Here is an 18,584-nt window from a genome sequence, read left to right on the forward strand (position 1 = left end):
AAAAATTCTCCCCCGGAGTGATAGATATGATGATGGAAACTGTGTTGTCGCGTTCGCTGCGCCTGATGTTTTCCAGCGGCGCCGTGGTAGCAAGCCTGGGTCTGCTGGCCCACCCCGCGATGGCCGAAGATGCGCCGGTTCAACGCGTGGAAATTACCGGTTCGGCAATCAAACGCATTGATGCCGAAACCTCGGTACCGGTCACCGTGATCAAGATGGACGACCTGAAAAAAAATGGCGTCACCACCATCGAACAAGTGATGGCCAACCTGAGTGCCGCCCAATCGACGCAAGGCACCAGCCAATCTGTGGGCAGCGGCACTGGAGGCGCCTCGTTCGCCGACTTGCGCGGCATCGGCGCCAACAAGACGCTGGTCTTGCTGAACGGCCGCCGCCTGGCCAATAATGCGCTGGACAGCTCGGCGCCCGACTTGAACCTGATTCCGTTCGCCGCGCTCGAGCGCGTCGAAGTATTGCGCGACGGCGCATCCTCGCTGTACGGCAGCGATGCGGTCGGCGGCGTGATCAACTTTATCACCCGCAAGGATTTCCAGGGCGGCGTGGTGACCATCGGCGGCGATACGCCGCAACGCGCTGGCGGCTCCAGCAATAACGCCAACATCGCCTACGGCATCGGCGACATGGCCAAGGACGGCTTCAATGTATTCGCCGTGGTCGACCACCAGGAACAGCACCGCATCGGCGGTACCCAGCGCCCGTTCAACACCCGTTATGCGGGCGGCTTGTCGCAAAGCCCGAGCCCTGCCAATTACTCCCAGGGCGGCAGCAGCGGCAACCCGCTGGGTGGCAACTGCGCCAGCGCTCCGAACCTGATTTCAGATGGCGGCAGCGGCTGCCAGGAAACGACCTCGAGCTTCGTCGATTATGTGCCGAAAAGCGAGCGCACCACCGGCTTGATCAAGGGCACGCTGAAACTCAATGAAAACCATGAACTGGGCATTGAATACCTGGCCAGCCAAAGCAAGGTGCAAAGCCTGGTCGCGCCTGTGCCATACGGCGCCCTGATACAAAATATCCGGCGTCCTGACGGCACGCTGAATCCTTACTATCCCGGCAATGGCAACTTCACGCCGAACATTCCACTGGATCCGAATTTCACCGTGGCAAATATGCCGGATGGCGCACAGCCTGGTTTTGTCAAAACCAAATGGCGCGACTTGCCGAATGGCTCGCGCACCGATGAAAGCATCAACAAGCAACAACGCCTGGTCGTTTCACTGACCGGCGTGCTGGCTGGCTGGGATTACAATACAGCGCTGACCTACAATGAAAACAAGGTCCAGGAAAACATCTACGGCTATAGCGATGGCGACATCATCGGCAAAGGCGTGCGCGACGGCGTGATCAACCCGTACGGCCCGCAAGACGCGGCCGGCACGGCATTGCTGAACAGCGCGGCGGTCAGCGGCTCGCTGCAGACCGCCAAAGGAAAGACCACCGGCATCGACTTCAACGCCAGCCGCGAAGTGGGCGACTGGCTGGGCGCCGGCCGTCCTGCTGCGCTGGCGGTCGGTGCACAAACCAGCCACGAAAGCTTCACGGACGTGGCCGAGCCGGTATTGGCGCAAAAAGTCATCGCCAGCAATGGCCTCGATCCGAACACCAACAACACCGGTTCACGCAACGTTTCAGCGTTGTTTACCGAATTGAACGTGCCGATCACCAAAATGCTGGATGTGACCGCCGCCGTACGTTACGACAAGTACAGCGATTTCGGCAGCACCACCAACCCGAAACTCAGTTTCCGTCTGCAGCCGAACAAGCAAGTCTTGCTGCGCGGTTCCTATTCGACAGGATTCCGCGCTCCATCGCTGTATGAACTGCATTCGGCGCCGGTGTATACCAATATCTCTGCGCAACAGAACGATCCGGTCAATTGCCCTGGCGGCGTACCCATTCCAGGCAAATCAAGGGCAGACAATTGCGGCCAGCAATTTCAGGCGCTGCGTGGCGGCAATGCCAACCTGCAGCCTGAGAAATCGCAAAATGCGACTCTGGGTATCGTTGTCGAGCCTATCAACAACCTGACGCTGAGCGCCGATTTGTGGGCCATCGAACTGAAGCACTCGATCAACTACCTGAGCGAAAATGACATCTTCGCCAATCCGGCCCAGTATGCCGGCACCTATCACCGCACTGCCACCGGCGACCTGGCTACCGACGGTTCGCAATGTCCTGATCCGGCCACTTGCGGTTATGTCGACCAGCGCGACCTGAACCTGGGCGGCGTCAAGACCAACGGCGTCGACCTGGGCGCCAACTATCGCTGGCGTTCGGCTGCCTGGGGCGATTACTCGGTGGTGATGAACGCAACCTATGTCCACAAGTATGAATACCAGAATAGCGAAGGCGGCGACTGGGTGCAGGGCGTAGGCGCTTACACCGGTAAAAACGGCCCGGTGTTCCGCTGGCAAAACAATATCACCCTGAACTGGAACAAGGGTGATTTCGGCGCCGGTCTGGCCGCGCATTACAAATCCGGTTATGTCGATGCACAGACGGATTTCAACACCACCAACAACGTCGTCGCGTCGTACACCACGTTCGACGGTTACGGCTCCTGGAAGGCGTTCAAGAACTTCACGCTGACCGCGGGCGTGCGTAATCTGTTCGACCGCGATCCTCCGTTGAGCTACCAGACCGATACCTTCCAGGCTGGCTTCGACCCGCGCTTTACCGACCCGACCGGCCGCACGTTCTACATGCGTGGCTCGTATAACTTCTAAGCGGCAATAGCAAGCTGGCTTGGCACAACGCCCGGGAGCAGTTTTCCCGGGCGTTTTTTTACGCCTGACAGACCAGCGGCAGGCGCATCCGGATGCGGCAACCGGGGCTTTCCACAGCCCACACCTCACCGCCCAGCTGCTGCACGATGGTGTGGATGATATGCATGCCCAGCCCCGAACCGCCCTGGCCGCGGGTGGTCGTGAAAAACGGTTCGAACAAGCGTGCGCGCACCTCCGGCGCCAGGCCAACGCCATCGTCGGCAAACTCCAGCAGCAGCCATTCGCCAGCCGCGCCTGTTTGACTACCCGCCGCGATGCGGATCACACCGGGGCCGCCATCCGGATAGCCGTGACGCACGCTGTTCATCAACAGGTTCGACAAGATCTGCCCCGTCTTGCCAGCCGGCAGGCACACCTTGCACGCAGCGTCGATATCGAGTTCGACGCGCAGCGCGGCCCTGTTCAATTCAGGACTGTGCGCCAACACCACCCCGGCCACATACTCGCGCAGCGCCAGCTCGGCCATATAGTCGCTGCCCTGGTCGACCGCCAACTGCTTGAAATTGCCGATCAATTCCGCGGCCCGCGCCAGGTTGCGCTCGACCAGTTGCGCCGCTTCCTTCAATTTGCCGCTCAAGGCGCTCAATTCGGAACGGCTGACTTTCTCGCCGCCCAGCAAGGCCAGCATCTGGTCGGCATAACTGCCCATGCTGGACGCGGCCGTCAGCGCCACGCCGACCGGCGTATTGACGTCATGCGCGACGCCGGCCACCAGCGCGCCCAGCGCCGCCATCGGCTCTTGCTCGATCAGCTGAGTTTGCGCAGCCAGCAACGCTTCCTCCAGCTGCGCCCGGCGCTCGGCGTCGAACAACGCACGATCTGCTGGAGAGCTGGGAGTGCGGCTGGTATCCACGACGCGGCCTGGAGGTCTATATCACGATAGAAAGGGACGAGATGGACGGCGCCTGGGCGCCGCCAATTTCCGTCATGCAAGCTGAATCGGTGCTGCGGACGGTCAACCATGATTGTATCTCAAAATATTATCGTCGAATACATTATTGCTAATTTTTTTACAACCATCCGGAGCGCTTGAAGCGGTAATACAAATAACCGCACACGCTGACCATCACCAGCACCGCGGCCGGATAGCCGTATTTCCATTCCAGTTCCGGCATCAGCTTGAAGTTCATGCCCCACACGCCGGCGAAGGCGGTGAAGATCGCGAAGATCGCGGCCCACGCCGCCAACTGCTTGTTGACTTCGCTCTCATCGATGGCGACCATCGACAGGTTCACCTGGATTGCCGTGCCGATGGTGTCGCGGATGGTGTCGAGCGTGCCGTTGATGCGGTACAGGTGGTCGTGCACGTCGCGGAAATAATCCTGGGTATCGCGGCACATCGGCGGCACCCGCCCGCCATGCAGCTTGCCGACCGCTTCCATCAGCGGGCCGACCACGTGGCGCAGCACCATGATCTTGCGTTTCAACTGGTACAGGCGTTCGATATTGTCGCGTTCCGAGCCGCGGTCGAAAATCCGGTCCTCGATCAATTCCAGTTCCGATTCCAGCGCATCGACCACCGGGAAATACCGGTCGACCACCGCATCCATCAACGCATACAGCACAAAAGCCGAACCCTGGCGCAGCAAATGCGGCTCGTGTTCGGCGCGCGCGCGCACGCCGAGGAAACCCTGCGAACTATGGCTGCGTGCCGACAACACATAATTCTCGCCGACAAAGATATCGACTTCGCCCAGCACCAGCTCGTCGCCGACCATTTCCACCGTCTGCACCACCGCAAACAGCGAATCGCCGTATTCCTCGATCTTGGGGCGCTGGTGACCGCGCTGGGCGTCTTCCACCGCCAGCTCGTGCAGGTTGAACTCTTGCTGCATCTGTTTCAGTTCTTCCGGCTGCGCATCGCGCAACGCGACCCAGACGAAACAATCGGGGCGTTCGACGTAATCGCTGATTGCTTCGATCGGAATGTCGGCCAGTTTTTTACCGTCCTGATAGGCCACGCAATTGATCAGCATACAAATTCCATCAAAAATGGGCGCGCGGATAGGAGTAGCGCGCCCGGCAAGCAAGAGCTTACCTGATCGGAGGAAATTTGGAAGCGGAGCGCAGGCCGGCGCAGCGCCGGCCTGCGGGATCAGTCGTCCTTGGCGCCGTCGATGCCCAGTTCGGCGATCTTGCGGGTGATGGTGTTGCGGCCGATGCCCAGCCGGACCGCCGCATCGTTCTTGCGGCCGTGGGTATGCTTCAGTGCGGTCTTGATCAGCGCCGACTCGAATTGGCGGCCCAGCAGCGCCATCACTTCCGGCTGGCCGGCGCTGAGCATGCTGGCGGCCTGCAATTCCAGCAAGCCGATCCAGCCCGGCGCGGTGCCGTTGGCCGGCGCCGCCGCATCGAACACCATGCCGCCCGCCGCATGGCCATGCCCGGCTCCGGCAGGCGCGGCGTGGCCACCGTCAGGCAGCGACAGCGCGGCCGGCACCTCCTGGCCCTGGGTCAATTCCAGCGGCAAGTCCTTGATTTCGACGGTTTGCCCCGGCGCCATCACGGTGATCCAGTTGCACAGGTTTTCCAGCTGGCGCACATTGCCCGGCAAGTCCAGGCCGCTGAGGAAGTGCATCGTCGATTCGCTCATGCGCTTCGCTTCGACACCCAGCTGGCGCGCGCTTTGCACCAGGAAGTGACGCACCAAAATGGGGATATCTTCACGGCGCTCCCTCAAACTGGGCAGGCGCAAGCGGATCACATTCAGGCGGTGATACAAGTCTTCGCGAAACAAGCCATCGCGCACGCGCTGTTCCAGGTTTTGGTGCGTCGCGGTAATCACCCGCACATTGGCTTTCAAGGGCTGATGGCCGCCGACGCGGTAGAAATGGCCGTCCGACAGTACCCGCAGCAAACGGGTTTGCAAGTCAAATGGCATGTCGCCGATTTCATCCAGGAACAAAGTACCATTCTCGGCTTGCTCGAAACGGCCGCGGCGGGTGGTTTGCGCGCCGGTAAACGCGCCGCGCTCATGGCCGAACAGTTCCGATTCCAGCAAATCCTTGGGAATCGCCGCCGTGTTCAGGGCGATAAACGGTTGCGCCGCGCGCGGACTGTGCTTGTGCAGCGCGCGCGCCACCAATTCCTTGCCGGTGCCCGATTCGCCGGTGATCAGCACCGTCACATTCGATTGCGACAGCCGGCCGATGGCGCGAAAAACCTCTTGCATGGCGGGTGCCTGGCCGAGGATTTCCGGCGTTTCGCTGGGACCGGACTCGACGCTGGTTTCGCGCAGGCTTTCATCGAGCGCGCGGCGTATCAGTTCGACCGCCTTGTCGATGTCGAACGGCTTGGCCAGGTATTCGAAAGCGCCGCCCTGGAACGCCGCGACCGCCGAATCGAGGTCGGAAAAGGCCGTGATGATGATCACCGGCAAGCCCGGAAAGCGCGACTTGACGGTTTGCAGCAATTCCAGCCCGGAAGCGCCGGGCATGCGGATATCCGACACCAGCACTTGCGGCGTGTCGAATTCGAGTGCGGCGATCGCATCGCGCGCATTGGCAAAACTCTTGGTGGCGAGGTTTTCACGCGCCAGCGCTTTTTCCAGCACCCAGCGGATTGATTCGTCGTCGTCTACGATCCAGATTGGCTTCATTAGTGTCTGCGTCCCGCAATATGGATTTCATTTGATGGGATACGAATCCAGGGCGGCCCCCCCGCTTATGGCAAGGGTAAAACGATCCTGAAATCGGTATATCCAGGCCGGCTCTCGCACTCGATCACGCCCATATGCTGCTGCACGAAAGTTTGTGCCAGCGTCAATCCCAAACCGCTGCCGCCTTCCCTGCCCGATACCAGCGGATAGAAAATACGGTCGCGGATCTGCGGCGAGATGCCCGGTCCATTGTCGATGATATGCAAGTCTAATGCCAGCCCGTAACGGACCTTGGCCAAGGTCACCTGGCGCGCCACCCGGGTCTTGAAAACCAGCTCGGCATCGCCGGTGTCGATGCGTTCCGACAAAGCCTGGGCCGCGTTGTGTGCGATGTTGAGCACGGTTTGTATCAATTGTTCCTTGTCGCCGCGAAACTCGGGGATCGACGCATCGTAATCGCGCAAGATCGTCAAGCCGCTGGGAAACTCGGCCAGGATCAGGCTGCGCACCCGTTCGCACACTTCATGGATATTCACGTCGCCGACGATATGCGGCCGGCGGTGCGGCGCCAGCAGGCGGTCGACCAGGGTTTGCAGGCGGTCGGCTTCCTTGATGATGACCTGGGTATATTCGCGCAGCGCGGTCAGGTGCAGCGCCGGCAATTCCATTTCCAGCAATTGCGCCGCGCCGCGGATGCCGCCCAGCGGATTCTTGATTTCATGGGCCAGGTTGCGGATCAGCTCCTTGTGGACCTGGCTTTGGTCGAGGATGCGCTCTTCGCGGTCCAGCTTCAGTTGCTGCACGTTTTCGCGCAATTCGATCAGGACCGCATTGGCCGGATCGTCCAGCGCGCTGATGATGCTATGCACGTGCAATGGATCGCGGCCGCTGCGTTCCAGCGTCAAATCCTGGCGCAGGTCGGAAAATTTATGTTCCTGCGCCTGCAGGCAAATCGCCGCCAATTCCTCGGGATTCGAAAACAGCGACGTCAGCTTTTGGCGCGACAGCGCTTTCAGCGAACTTTCCAGCAAGTTTTCCGCCGCCGGATTGGCATAGTCGATATGACCGCCGGCGTCGAGCAGGATTACCGCCGACGCCAGCCATTGCAGGCCGGCCAGTTTGGCTTCATGGGGATGCACAGCAGTCATCGGATATTCGCAATCTCGCGTTTCAAAGCCTCGACGTTTTTCTCCGCCCGGCTGACGTTGTCTTTCATTAAAGCCACCCGCTCCTGGTATTTGGCGTAATTACGCTCATTCCCATTACGTTCCGGCTCGCCATTGTTGTAGTCCTTTTTCAGCGCCGCCAGCTTGGCTTCCTCGCTGCGCAACTCATCGAGCAAGATCTGGCGCCGGTCGTTGTCGCGCGCCTTTTGCTCGGCGCTGTCGACTTTCGGGAAGTCGCCCGGCGACGCCGCAGGTCCGGCCGCCGCCGGGCCGCGCGCGGATGAGGCAGCGGGACCGCTGCGCTTCGGCGGCGCCGGGATCGCCGCCGGCAAATCGAGCGCCTTGCACTTGCCTTTGCGGTTGGTATCGGTCAATTCCTTTTGGCCGTTGGCGTCGACGCACAGGTAAATTTCCCCTTCGGCGTGCGCCACTGCAGGGGCAACCAGCCCGGCCAGCGCCGCCAGCGACATCCATAGCGCCACGATGTTTTGCTTGTTCAATCCGCTTGTCTTCCTTGTCAGCATGAATCGCGGCCACGCGCGACGACTCCGTTCACGCTGAATATACAACAGGAAACCCTGACAGCCATAAAAAAACGCGAGGAAACCGTAGTCCGCCTCGCGTTCTTGCTGTCCGCGCCGGTGTGACACCGGCCCATCATGATTACAGCGAGTAGTACATATCGAATTCAGCAGGATGCGTGGTCATGCGCATGCGCTGCACGTCCTGCATTTTCAATTCGATGTAAGCGTCGATCATCGAATCGCTGAATACACCGCCGCGTGTCAGGAATTCGCGGTCCTTGTTCAGCGCATCCAGCGCTTCTTCCAGCGAGGCGCAGACGGTAGGGATCAGTGCATCTTCCTCAGGCGGCAGATGGTACAGATCTTTCGATGCGGCTTCGCCCGGATGGATCTTGTTGGCAACGCCGTCCAGGCCAGCCATCAGCAAGGCTGCGAAGCACAGGTATGGGTTGGCCAGTGGATCCGGGAAACGCGCTTCGACGCGGCGGCCTTTTGGATTGGCGACGTGCGGAATACGGATCGATGCGGAACGGTTCTTCGCCGAGTACGCCAGTTTTACTGGCGCTTCGTAGCCTGGCACCAGGCGTTTGTACGAGTTGGTGCCTGGGTTGGTGATCGCGTTCAAGGCCTTGGCGTGCTTGATGATGCCGCCGATATAGTACAGCGCGAAATCGGACAGGCCGGCATAACCGTCGCCGGCGAACAGGTTTTTGCCATCTTTCCATACGGATTGATGCACGTGCATGCCGGAACCGTTGTCGCCAACGATAGGTTTAGGCATGAAGGTGGCGGTCTTGCCATAGCTGTGGGCCACGTTCCAGACCACGTATTTCAGGTTCTGGGTCCAGTCGGCGCGCTCGACCAGCGTCGAGAACTTGGTGCCGATTTCGTTTTGGCCAGCGCCAGCCACTTCGTGGTGGTGCACTTCGACCGGGATGCCCAGCGATTCCAGGATCAGGCACATTTCCGAACGCATGTCCTGGAAGCTGTCGACTGGAGGAACCGGGAAGTAGCCGCCCTTGACGGTAGGACGATGGCCGCTGTTGCCGCCTTCGATATCCTTGCCGGTCGACCAGGAACCTTCGTCGGAACCGATCTTGACGAAGCAGCCCGACATGTCGATTTTCCAGCGGACGTTGTCGAAGATAAAGAATTCTGGTTCTGGACCGAAATAAGCGGTGTCGCCGATGCCGGACGATTTCAAGTACGCTTCAGCGCGCTTGGCGATCGAGCGCGGATCGCGGTCGTAACCCTTGCCGTCCGACGGTTCGATCACGTCGCACTGCATGAACAGGGTGGTTTCTTCCATGAACGGGTCGATGTTGGCCGTATTAGGATCTGGCATCAGCAGCATGTCCGAAGCTTCAATGCCTTTCCAGCCGGCGATCGACGAACCGTCGAAAGCGTGACCGGATTCGAACTTGTCCATATCGAAGTGCGACACGGGAACCGTCACGTGCTGCTCTTTACCACGGGTATCGGCAAAGCGGAAATCAACGAATTTGACTTCGTTGTCTTTAACCATCTTCAAGACTTCTGCGGCTGTCATTGCCATGCGTATCTCCTAAATGAATGTGGGGTGAGCCGACCAAGTGCTTCCGGGTTGTTAATGCAGCACGAAGCAAACATTGCGTGCGACCAAAACTCAAACGAAATGATAGCAGATTCCATGCCAGCTTCTGGCAGCTTCTGGCAAACTTCAGGGATGGCGGCAACTGCCTGAAAATACTGGCCTATTTTTGCACCAGGATATTTTCCGCACCAATTTGCACCGCATCAGAATTGCACTAAACAAGTGCGGAAAACGAATAACGCACTATTATTGTGCATTTTTGAAGAAAGTCGACAAAATGCAAGGCCATGGTGCAAAGCTTCGCGCACCATCGTCACGCACTATAATTGATTGATCCATCCACCAACCGGAGAGCACCATGACTAGCAGCAACGACATCCTGGCCGCCGCACATGATCGCGGCGTGGCAGCCGCCACGCCGTACGCCGGCGCCGTCACGCCACAAGAGGCCTACGCCTTGCTGCAAGCCGACAGCAACGTCAAATTGATCGACGTGCGCACCAATGCCGAGCGCGACTGGATCGGCCGGCCGGCCATCGCCGAAGCCCAGCATGGTGCGGTGCAATGGAGCACTTACCCGGGCGGCGTCGCCAATCCCGACTTCCTGGCGCAACTGGCGGCCAGCGCCACCCACGATCAGGTGCTGCTGTTCCTGTGCCGCTCCGGCGTGCGCTCGCGCCACGCCGCCAGGCTGGCCACCGAAAACGGCTACCGGCATTGCTACGATATCCTGGAAGGCTTCGAAGGCGACAAGGATGAACATGGCCACCGCAAGCATGTCGGCGGCTGGTGCAAGGCGGAGTTACCTTGGCTGGGCGCTTGAAGATGTAGGGTTTTTTTCCCTTCATGGCCAACTGAACCCATCACACCACCTGCACGCCGTCCGGCACCGGATGGCCCTGCAAGCTGAAGATGCGCTTGCGGACAAAATTGATATGGCTGCGCAAGGCGTACAAGCTGTCGGCGAACGAGAGCGGGATCGAGATCTGGTTGACCAGCTCCTCGATCTGGTCCAGGCGTTTCAATTGCTCCGCATAAATCTCGCTGCGCTGCGCCCCTGCCGCTTGCTCCAGCGCCTGCTCGACGCTGCGCAACTGGCCGTACCAGCGGTACAGCCGCGAACGGATGCGCCACACGTACAGCGGCGGCACCACGCGCGACAGCGGCAGTATCAACGCGCCCAGCGCCACCACCAGCACCCACATGCGGTCGAAGAAATTGGCTAGCCAGAAACTCATATAGCGCTGCAGCATAGGCGGACCATCCTTGTAATACTTGGCCGCCTCGCGCGCCACCGGTATCTCGGTATAACGCGGCGACGGAAATTGGCCTTGCTGCTGGAACCAGCCGGTGCCGCCGTGGATCTGTCCGGCGGCTTGCACGAACAGGTCGATCAGCGCCGGATGCACGTCTTCGCGCGCCACCAGCGTGGCGGTCGGCGCGATCAAATGATAATCCTGGGCCGGCAAGTCGCGCCCCAGGTCGACGATGCCGCGCGGCAGCACCACATGGGTCAGGAATGGCAAGCGGCGCGTGTAGGCCTCGGCCTGCACAAAGTCGAACAGCTTGATGCCCGGGGTTTGCAGCAGCATCTGGATCAGCGGCGCTTCCGGTGCGGAACTGAAGACCAGGCCGTCGATGCGTCCTTCCAGCAATTCCACCGTGGCCGGCGTGTTTTGCAGCGTGCTGACGCTCAAATCCTTCGCTTCGACGCCGTTCACCGCCAGCACTTGCCGGAACAATCCCGGCACGCCGGTGCCTTCCGGCCCCAGGTTGATCTTCAAGCCCTTCAATTGCGTCAACTGGGTGACGGCCAGATCTTCGCGCAGGAACAGCCAGACCGGTTCGGTGAACAGGCTGCCCAGCGAAATCAGGCCGCGCCGTTCGGCTTCCTGCTGTTCGGTCGAACCGCTTTGCACAAACGCGATATCGACCGCGCCCTGGTTCAGCCGCTGCAAATTTTCCAGCGATCCCAGCGACGGTTTTAAGGCCACCTTGATGCCGTGCCGGGCCAGCGCGGCCGCGTATTTCTTGCCGAATTCTTCGTAGGCGCTGTTTTCCTGGCCGGTCGACAAGGTCACCTGTTTCGGCGGCGCCGGGTCGACCAGCCAGTACGCGAGGCCGCAAATGGCGGCAATCAGCAAGATGGTCGGCCCCGCCGTGACCAGCAGGTCGCGCAAGGAAAAGCGGCTGAACGCCAGGATTTTGGACATGGTGCGGTGCATAGGTTTCATGGCTACACACGATGCCAACAATTATTCAACTATGCAAGGACGATTAACGCAGACAGCGCCACATCACTTGAGATACAGTATATAAAAACCATCACGGGAGAACATTGTGTTAAAAATTCTGGGCAAGGCGGCATCCATCAATGTGCGCAAGGTGTTGTGGACTTGTGAAGAAATCGGCGTCCCGTTCGAGCGCGAAGACTGGGGCGCGGGTTTTCGCTCGACCGGCGAAGCGTCGTTCGTGCAATTGAATCCGAATGCGATGGTGCCGGTGATCCTGGATGACGATTTTGTGTTGTGGGAATCGAATGCGATTTGCCGCTACCTGAGCGCCCGCCACGGCCGCGACGACTTGCTGCCGGCCGAGCCGAAAGCGCGCGCGCTGGTCGAGCAATGGATGGACTGGCAATTAGCCGACTTGAACAATTCCTGGCGTTACGCCTTCATGTCGCTGGTAAAGAACAGCCCGGCCCACCAGGATCCGGCCGATCTGGCGGCCGGCGTGGCCAACTGGAACAAGCATATCGGCATCCTGGAGCGCCACTTGGCGCAGGGGCGCGCATTTGTCGCCGGCGACAGTTTTACGCTGGCCGACGTGGTGCTGGGACTGTCGGTCAACCGCTGGCTGATGACGCCGATCACGCGGCCGGACGCGCCGGCGGTGGCGGCCTATTACGAGCGCCTGAGCAAGCGCCCGGGCTTCCTCGAATATGGCCGCAACGGCCTGCCCTGAACGTCTTGTCAAGCGCTCAGGACTTTATTTGCCGCACTGCTGCAGCGCAGTGTCGGCACTGGCCGGCGGTTCGATCAGCGGCATCAGGCTCGGCGCCAGCACCACCAGCAATTGCACCGGCAGCGCGCTGGTGAAATCGTAGTTCTTCGATTCCGGGCCGCGCACATACGCGGTCATGCTGCCAAAGAAACGTTCGCCGATGTTGAACACAAACGTCGCCGAGCGGTTCACATAACGCGACTCGATCAAGCGTCCGCCGGCGCCGTACACGTCGAAACGCTGGTCGCCGGTACCGGTCTTGCCGCCCACCGGAATCACGCTGCCGTCCGCTTGCACGAAGGCGTTCTTGACGCGCTTGGCGGTGCCGTCCGACACCACTTCGCGGATCGCGCTGGCCACCGCGCGCGCCACCTCCGGCGCCAGCACCTGTTCGCCCAACACCTTGTCGCTGCGCTTGACGGTGGTGTCGTACGGCGTGCCGGGCGCGAAATGCAGCGAGTCGATGCGCTGGCCCGGCTTGCGCACGCCGCCGTTGATGATGATGCCCATCAATTCGGCCAGCGCCGCCGGCCGGTCGGCCGAAGCGCCCAGCGTGGTCGCGTACGACGGCACCAGCGAATCGAATGGATAGCCCATCTTTTTCCACTGGCGGTGGATTTCGAGGAAGGCTTCGACTTCCAGCAAGCCGGCGATGCGCCGGTCCTGCGCATGCTTGCGGTGCGTATTGAACAGCCATTTATAGACTTCCTGGCGCTCCTTCTCGCTGGCCGCGACCATTTGCGTCAGCGTCGACCCTTCGTGGGTGCGCAAATAAGCGACCATCCACAATTCCAGCGGATGCACATTGGCCAGGTAGCCGCGGTCGGCCAGCGACCAGTTTTCCATCGCATATTGCTGGTACATCCTGGCGATGCGTTCCGGCGGCACTTCGTTTTGCGACGGCAAGTTGGCGCCGAGGAAGGCGGCAAATTGCTCCAGGCTGGCTTGCGGCGCGATGCTGCGATAAATATTGGCCAGCCGCACCGGCGTCGGCCGTATGCTGGCCAGCAAGATTTTCTCTTGCTCGTCGACGCTCTTGCCCTTGTATTTCTGGTAGAAGCGGTGCAGGAATTCGCGCCCTTCCTTGTCGGCGAAACGGCTCAGGTATTCGGCCCGGCGCGGATCGTCGGCATCGGCCAGCAACGACGCCGACGAGGTCGGCGACTGGAACATGTAGAAGCGCGCCACGTCGCGCATCAGGCGCACGAACACCAGGTTGGTCGACTGGCGCAGCGCCTGCTGCACGGTCAGGATGCGGCTGTCGTCCAGTTTCGAGAAGTTGCCGAAATGATGCAAGCCGCCGCCGGTGAAAAAACCCTCGCCCGGATTGCCGGAATATTTGCGCTCCATCGCCGCCGCCAGCATGGCCGGCAAATTGCGTGCCGCGCCGACCGGAAGCGCCTTGAAGTAAGCGATCGCCCACAGCGAAATCATGTCTTTCGGGTCGACCACGGCCTGGTTCAACTGGACCCCATCCATGCCGCCATACCGCTTGTGCAACTGATCGACGATATCCAGGTAACTGACCAGCGTGCGCAACTTGGCGGTCGAGCCGAGGTCGAGCTTGGCGCCGTCGTTGATGTCGAGCGGCTGGTCGAAATTATCGGTTTGCAGGCGCAAATAATTGACCTTGTCGCCCTTTTCCAGCAAGGTGAAGCTGTACACCACATTGGCCGGATCGCCATTGCCCAGCATGCCCTTGCCGGTCAGGCCGGCCTTCTTGGCCACTTCCGGATCGCGCAATTCACGCAAGACCGATGTGACGGCCTTTTGCGCCTGCGCATCGAGCGTGCTGACCACATCCAGGTCGAGCCGATCGAGGTTATACAAGCGATTGTCTCCCAGCAAGCCGGCCAAATGGTTGCGCACCGCGTTAGACGCCTTGCGCGACACAAACGATGTCGAGGCTTCGGACGGCACCGCGATCGACGCGGCCGGGTGCAGTTTTTGCGCCAGCGCCAGGTCGCGCAATTGCGGCGTGATGATGCCGGCCTGCGCCAGCAGCCGCAAATGGCTGTTGGCCAGCACTTCCAGGTCTTCATCGCCGGCGCCCAGGTAATGCGACGGACGGCGCTGCGCGATCAGCAGGCTGAGCGCCTGCTTGTAGGCCAGCGCGGCGGCCGGCTGGTCCAGCTTGCCTTTCAAATCACGGCTTACTTCGGCGAAATCGCGGCCGTACCAGACCCACATGCCGTCGCCGATGCCATTGACTTCGCCGTAGCCGGTCTTGGCCGACAGCGGCACGGTATTCAGGTAATCGACGACGATCTGGCGCCGCGCTTCGGTGGTGTCTTCGCCGCCCTGGTAGGCGCGCAAGCTGGCTGAAATCATTTGCAGCAGCTTGTCCTTCATCGAATTGGTGCGGCCGTCTTCCGAATGGCGGTATTTTTCGATCTGGGTCGCCAGCGTGCTGCCGCCGCCGCCGCGATGGCCGCCGAACAGGTTCAATGCCTTGTCCAGCACCGCCTTGCTGAGGCGGTCCCATTCGACCGCCGGATTGCGTTTCGGATAGCGGGTATCGAGCAACTCGCGGTTTTCAATGAACAGCAGGCTTTGCACCAGGATCGGCGGGGTATCCTTGAAATCGCTGTAGATGCGTTCCGGATAGCGCGCGGTGAACAGCGGCTGGGCGCGGCAATCGAGGATATCCAGGCCGATCCGGGTTTTCTCGCGGTAAGTGGCGAACAGGCCCATGTCGGCCAGTTGCACCATCTTCGGCGAAAAACGCGCTTGCGACGTGACTTCGTAATCGCGGTTTTTCAGCTTGGCCAGATAGTCGGGCAAGTTGGCATAACCGAGACGCTCGTCGTACGGGCTGTTTTGCGGGAAACGGATCAATGCGGCGGGACTGGCGCCCGGCTCGACCTTGTACTGCAGTTTTTCGACCAGCGTCGTGAAAAACTCGGCCTGCAAGGTCGAGGTGCGCATTTCATGCACGCCCCATAGCCCGGCCCCGGCCAGCAAGGCGACCAGCAGGCCGAACAGCGCCCACTTGGTGCGCCGGAAGCGCTTGCGCTTCGGCGGCGGATTATCAGGCGCCGCCGAGGAAGCCAGGTCGGCGTCCGTGGCGGCTTGGGCGTGGGCCAGATGTGCGCCTTGTTCTGTCATGGATGCGGTCAGTAATTGTTACGGTGAATGCTCGCTGCACTGCCTTGTACACTGTGCCGCCACGCACTCTCAAGCCACCTCGAAAAACCGTCGCGAGCAAGCTCAATGCCGGGTCGAGTAGCGCAGCTGTGCGCAGGTACAGCGAGCAACGCAGGCCCGGCAGTGGGCTGCGCAGCAGGTTTTTCGAGGTGCCACCAAGGTTGCGTTCGGCGCATGCTTCCATTCCACCACATCGGCGTGCAAGCGACAGGTGAGCACGCATAAAAACCTTGCTTCAGTTAAGATTTTCGCAAAAAAACAACGGCTACGCCATGGCAAGCGTACACAGCAAGGAAAAGTTGAGCCTGGGAAGAATAATTTGCCGGCCGGATAGCGGCCCGAAAAAGCGCCGCGCACTCCTTGCCGCGCATCCGGTTCTGTCCGTCATTACTTCACAATTATTTTCTACGGCCTGCTGATACGTTTTTATTGATACAGCCCTATGTATCCATTAAAAAATCAGCATGCTGTCTTACTTTCAATTGAAAATCAATAATAAAAATTCGTGAATACAATTTCACAATTATTTAATTTACAAAATTACCTAACTGAAACAGTGGAATATCCATGAAAGCGCGGCAAACGATATGTCATGCGACCTGATCGCCACGATTTCCTCCGCGCTGGCGGCATACGGCAGCGCGACGCGGCTGTATGTATTGGCGCTTGATCATGGCGCTGCCGACGGCTTGCTGATCGAAGCGTTCGACGACGGGCAAGTCCACCCAATTAGCTCGCGCGATCTCATATCGTCTTGTCGCTCCAGGCCGGGATCGCACCGACCTCCCTGCCCGGCCAGGCTGCATGTCGGCCTGGCCGACGACAGCCGTTTCGACAAGGTCGGCGCTAGCGGTCAATCAAAATGAAGCAATCTATCCCGGAAAAGGAATCTGTCATGCTGCTTGTTAAGTACCGCAGTGCCCTGGTTCTGGCGGCTGCCTTATCCGCCGCCACATCTGCCGCGATGGCAGGCGGCATCCAGTCGCTCAATTACTCGTCGCGCGAGGTTGGCTATATCGCCGTGGAAAATCCCGGCAACACCAACAGCGGCGGCGGTGGCGATGCGCTCAATCCATATTCCGGGGGCGGCACGATTTGCTGCTTCGAGGTTCCGGAAAAATGGCATCCGGACTTGCAAGTCGTGGTGGCCTATCAGTTTTATCCTGATCCGACCATGCACAGGGAAACCGTTACTATTCCACCGTATCCGAAAGGCGAGGCCGGCGACATATGGCTGATTGTGTATGAGGACAGCAGTGTCGGCGCGGTGGTGTCGAAATATGGTCCCAGCTTGCCGGAATGGCCGGGGAAAATCAAAGGCTATCCGGTGCCGTCGAAGGAGTATCGGATGAAGTTGCGCCAGGAAAAAATAAAGAGAGAGAAGGATTGGCTACACGCTATGGAGAGAGGGCTTCAAGGCGATACCAGTGATTTATCAACTATGGAGTTGGAGAGATTGAAATCAGCAATTGAGTCGAAGAAAAAAACCATTCAATACTTGGAAGGGCGTAATCCATGACCGCTTTTTTAGCTGATGTTTATCCTCTTGTTAAAAATGATCCATCGGATTTTTCTCATTTTTTTGACGAAAAGAAGGAGATGCCTATTTGGGAGAAGTTTGCTCTCAGCCGGGAATGCCCCATCCCCGGCTTCCCTCCGTCATGCATCGCCAACCTGTTTTTCGGCTTCTTTTTCGACGGCACCAACAACAATCTGAAGCGGGATGCGCCGCTGCATGCGCACAGCAATGTGGCCCGTTTGTACCGTGCCTTTCCGGGCGGTAAGGACGCGCATGGCAGCGATGCGTGGCCGGAACTGGAAACGACTTATCACAAGAGCTTTTTCCGCACCTATGTGCCGGGTGTCGGTACACGTTTCGATGAGGTCGGCGATAGCGGCGAAGGTTTCAGTCCCTTCACCAGCGACCGCGCGCGTGGCCTGGCGTTCGCTTACAAGGGGGAAAACCGCATCATCTGGGCCTTGGTCGAAGCGGTCAACAATGTGTACAGGTATTACACCGATACGCCGCTGGTGGACAATGCGAGGTTCACAAAAGAATTTAATAAACTGAAGCTGCCCAGCGGCGTGCGGCCGTCCAGTGGGTTGACTACCGCCTTCACCGCCATCCTGGAAGAACTGCACGACAAGCTGAAGCCTTTCGTGCCGGCCGACATGCCTGGCAAAAGCCGCGATAAAGGCCAGGTGCAAGCGATATTCGTGTCGATGTTCGGTTTTTCGCGCGGTGCGGCGCAAGCGCGATCCTTTGCCAACTGGTTTATCTGGCTGTGCCAGCTCGACGCAAAACTCAGTAACCGCCAGGCCGTCAAGCAGCCCCGAACCTTGAGCCTGGGCACGATCGATGTCACCTTCGATTTCCTGGGCCTGTTCGACACCGTCGCGTCGGTGGGACTGGCCGCATCCTCGCCTGTGCTCAGCGTCGTCGTCGACGGTCACGGAGCATGGTCGGATACGGAAGTGTCGTTGCGGATACCGACCAATCCGGGGCCGACCGCATGCCTGCACCTGGTGTCCGGACATGAAATAAGGCGTTCTTTTCCGCTCGATTCGGTGGCTTACCTGAGCAATACGCCGCCCAATTGCAAGGAGATTGTGTTTCCTGGCGTGCACTCCGATATCGGCGGCGGTTATTCTCCGCTGGACCAGGGCCGCGGCACCGATCCGCAAGGCGGCGACTTGATCTCGCGCATGACGCTGGCGACCATGTACCGCGCCGCCCGTCTGGCAGGGGTGCCGCTGAAACTGGAG

Annotated in this window: 14 protein-coding genes (1 of these 14 only partly in view); 6 read left to right on the forward strand and 8 right to left on the reverse strand. The window is 59.8% G+C overall.

Going from position 1 to position 18,584, the window contains the following annotated elements:
• The first annotated feature begins 26 nt into the window (after positions 1 to 26).
• Positions 27 to 2,747 (forward strand): TonB-dependent receptor, encoded by a 2,721-nt coding sequence (locus GJA_RS20065; protein WP_038495814.1) that lies wholly within the window; start codon positions 27 to 29, stop codon positions 2,745 to 2,747.
• A gap of 58 nt (positions 2,748 to 2,805) precedes the next feature.
• Here GJA_RS20065 and GJA_RS20070 read toward each other — a convergent pair whose 3' ends face one another.
• The 6 genes from GJA_RS20070 to glnA form a co-directional block, all read right to left on the reverse strand.
• Entirely contained in the window at positions 2,806 to 3,660 is an 855-nt protein-coding gene (locus GJA_RS20070) for a sensor histidine kinase (protein ID WP_242404587.1), read from the reverse strand.
• Between the two features lie 157 nt (positions 3,661 to 3,817).
• A complete protein-coding gene (gene corA, locus GJA_RS20075) occupies positions 3,818 to 4,783 on the reverse strand; it encodes a magnesium/cobalt transporter CorA (RefSeq protein ID WP_038495816.1) in 966 nt (321 codons plus the stop codon).
• Positions 4,784 to 4,902: 119 nt separating this feature from the next.
• Positions 4,903 to 6,405 (reverse strand): nitrogen regulation protein NR(I), encoded by a 1,503-nt coding sequence (gene ntrC / locus GJA_RS20080; protein WP_038495818.1) that lies wholly within the window; start codon positions 6,403 to 6,405, stop codon positions 4,903 to 4,905.
• A gap of 65 nt (positions 6,406 to 6,470) precedes the next feature.
• Positions 6,471 to 7,553, reverse strand: coding sequence for a nitrogen regulation protein NR(II) (gene glnL / locus GJA_RS20085; protein WP_038495821.1), 1,083 nt, complete (start codon positions 7,551 to 7,553; stop codon positions 6,471 to 6,473).
• Positions 7,550 to 8,041: a DUF4124 domain-containing protein gene (locus GJA_RS20090; RefSeq protein WP_038500580.1), complete on the reverse strand. Its 492-nt coding sequence runs from the start codon at positions 8,039 to 8,041 to the stop codon at positions 7,550 to 7,552. The genes glnL and GJA_RS20090 overlap by 4 nt, the downstream gene beginning before the upstream one ends.
• A 193-nt stretch (positions 8,042 to 8,234) precedes the next feature.
• Entirely contained in the window at positions 8,235 to 9,650 is a 1,416-nt protein-coding gene (gene glnA / locus GJA_RS20095) for a type I glutamate--ammonia ligase (RefSeq protein ID WP_038495824.1), read from the reverse strand.
• A gap of 376 nt (positions 9,651 to 10,026) precedes the next feature.
• On the opposite strand from glnA, the gene GJA_RS20100 reads away from it, so the two are divergent.
• On the forward strand, positions 10,027 to 10,491 hold the full coding sequence (locus GJA_RS20100; RefSeq protein WP_038495827.1) for a rhodanese-like domain-containing protein: 465 nt from the start codon (positions 10,027 to 10,029) through the stop codon (positions 10,489 to 10,491).
• 40 nt (positions 10,492 to 10,531) lie between these two features.
• Here the strand turns inward: GJA_RS20100 and GJA_RS20105 are convergent, their stop codons facing one another.
• On the reverse strand, positions 10,532 to 11,881 hold the full coding sequence (locus GJA_RS20105; protein ID WP_038500583.1) for a TAXI family TRAP transporter solute-binding subunit: 1,350 nt from the start codon (positions 11,879 to 11,881) through the stop codon (positions 10,532 to 10,534).
• Between the two features lie 127 nt (positions 11,882 to 12,008).
• On the opposite strand from GJA_RS20105, the gene GJA_RS20110 reads away from it, so the two are divergent.
• On the forward strand, positions 12,009 to 12,632 hold the full coding sequence (locus GJA_RS20110; protein WP_038495830.1) for a glutathione S-transferase family protein: 624 nt from the start codon (positions 12,009 to 12,011) through the stop codon (positions 12,630 to 12,632).
• Positions 12,633 to 12,656: 24 nt separating this feature from the next.
• On the opposite strand, the gene GJA_RS20115 is transcribed toward GJA_RS20110, so the two are convergent.
• Positions 12,657 to 15,779, reverse strand: coding sequence for a transglycosylase domain-containing protein (locus GJA_RS20115; protein WP_038495833.1), 3,123 nt, complete (start codon positions 15,777 to 15,779; stop codon positions 12,657 to 12,659).
• Between the two features lie 626 nt (positions 15,780 to 16,405).
• Here GJA_RS20115 and GJA_RS20120 point away from each other — a divergent pair.
• From GJA_RS20120 to GJA_RS20130, 3 genes are all read left to right on the forward strand, one after another.
• The gene (locus tag GJA_RS20120) at positions 16,406 to 16,684 is read left to right on the forward strand and encodes a hypothetical protein (RefSeq protein ID WP_038495836.1); all 279 of its coding nucleotides are present in this window, start codon (positions 16,406 to 16,408) and stop codon (positions 16,682 to 16,684) included.
• Positions 16,681 to 17,337: a DUF3304 domain-containing protein gene (locus GJA_RS20125; RefSeq protein WP_081905507.1), complete on the forward strand. Its 657-nt coding sequence runs from the start codon at positions 16,681 to 16,683 to the stop codon at positions 17,335 to 17,337. The genes GJA_RS20120 and GJA_RS20125 overlap by 4 nt, the downstream gene beginning before the upstream one ends.
• Positions 17,338 to 17,417: 80 nt before the next feature.
• Positions 17,418 to 18,584, forward strand: partial view of a T6SS phospholipase effector Tle1-like catalytic domain-containing protein gene (locus GJA_RS20130; protein WP_051781183.1) — the 5' portion only. Its footprint extends 24 nt past the window's final position; only the first 1,167 of its 1,191 coding nucleotides appear in the window; its start codon is at positions 17,418 to 17,420; its stop codon lies off the right edge, out of view.

Source organism: Janthinobacterium agaricidamnosum NBRC 102515 = DSM 9628 (genome assembly GCF_000723165.1).
In the GTDB taxonomy this organism is placed as follows: domain Bacteria; phylum Pseudomonadota; class Gammaproteobacteria; order Burkholderiales; family Burkholderiaceae_D; genus Janthinobacterium; species Janthinobacterium agaricidamnosum.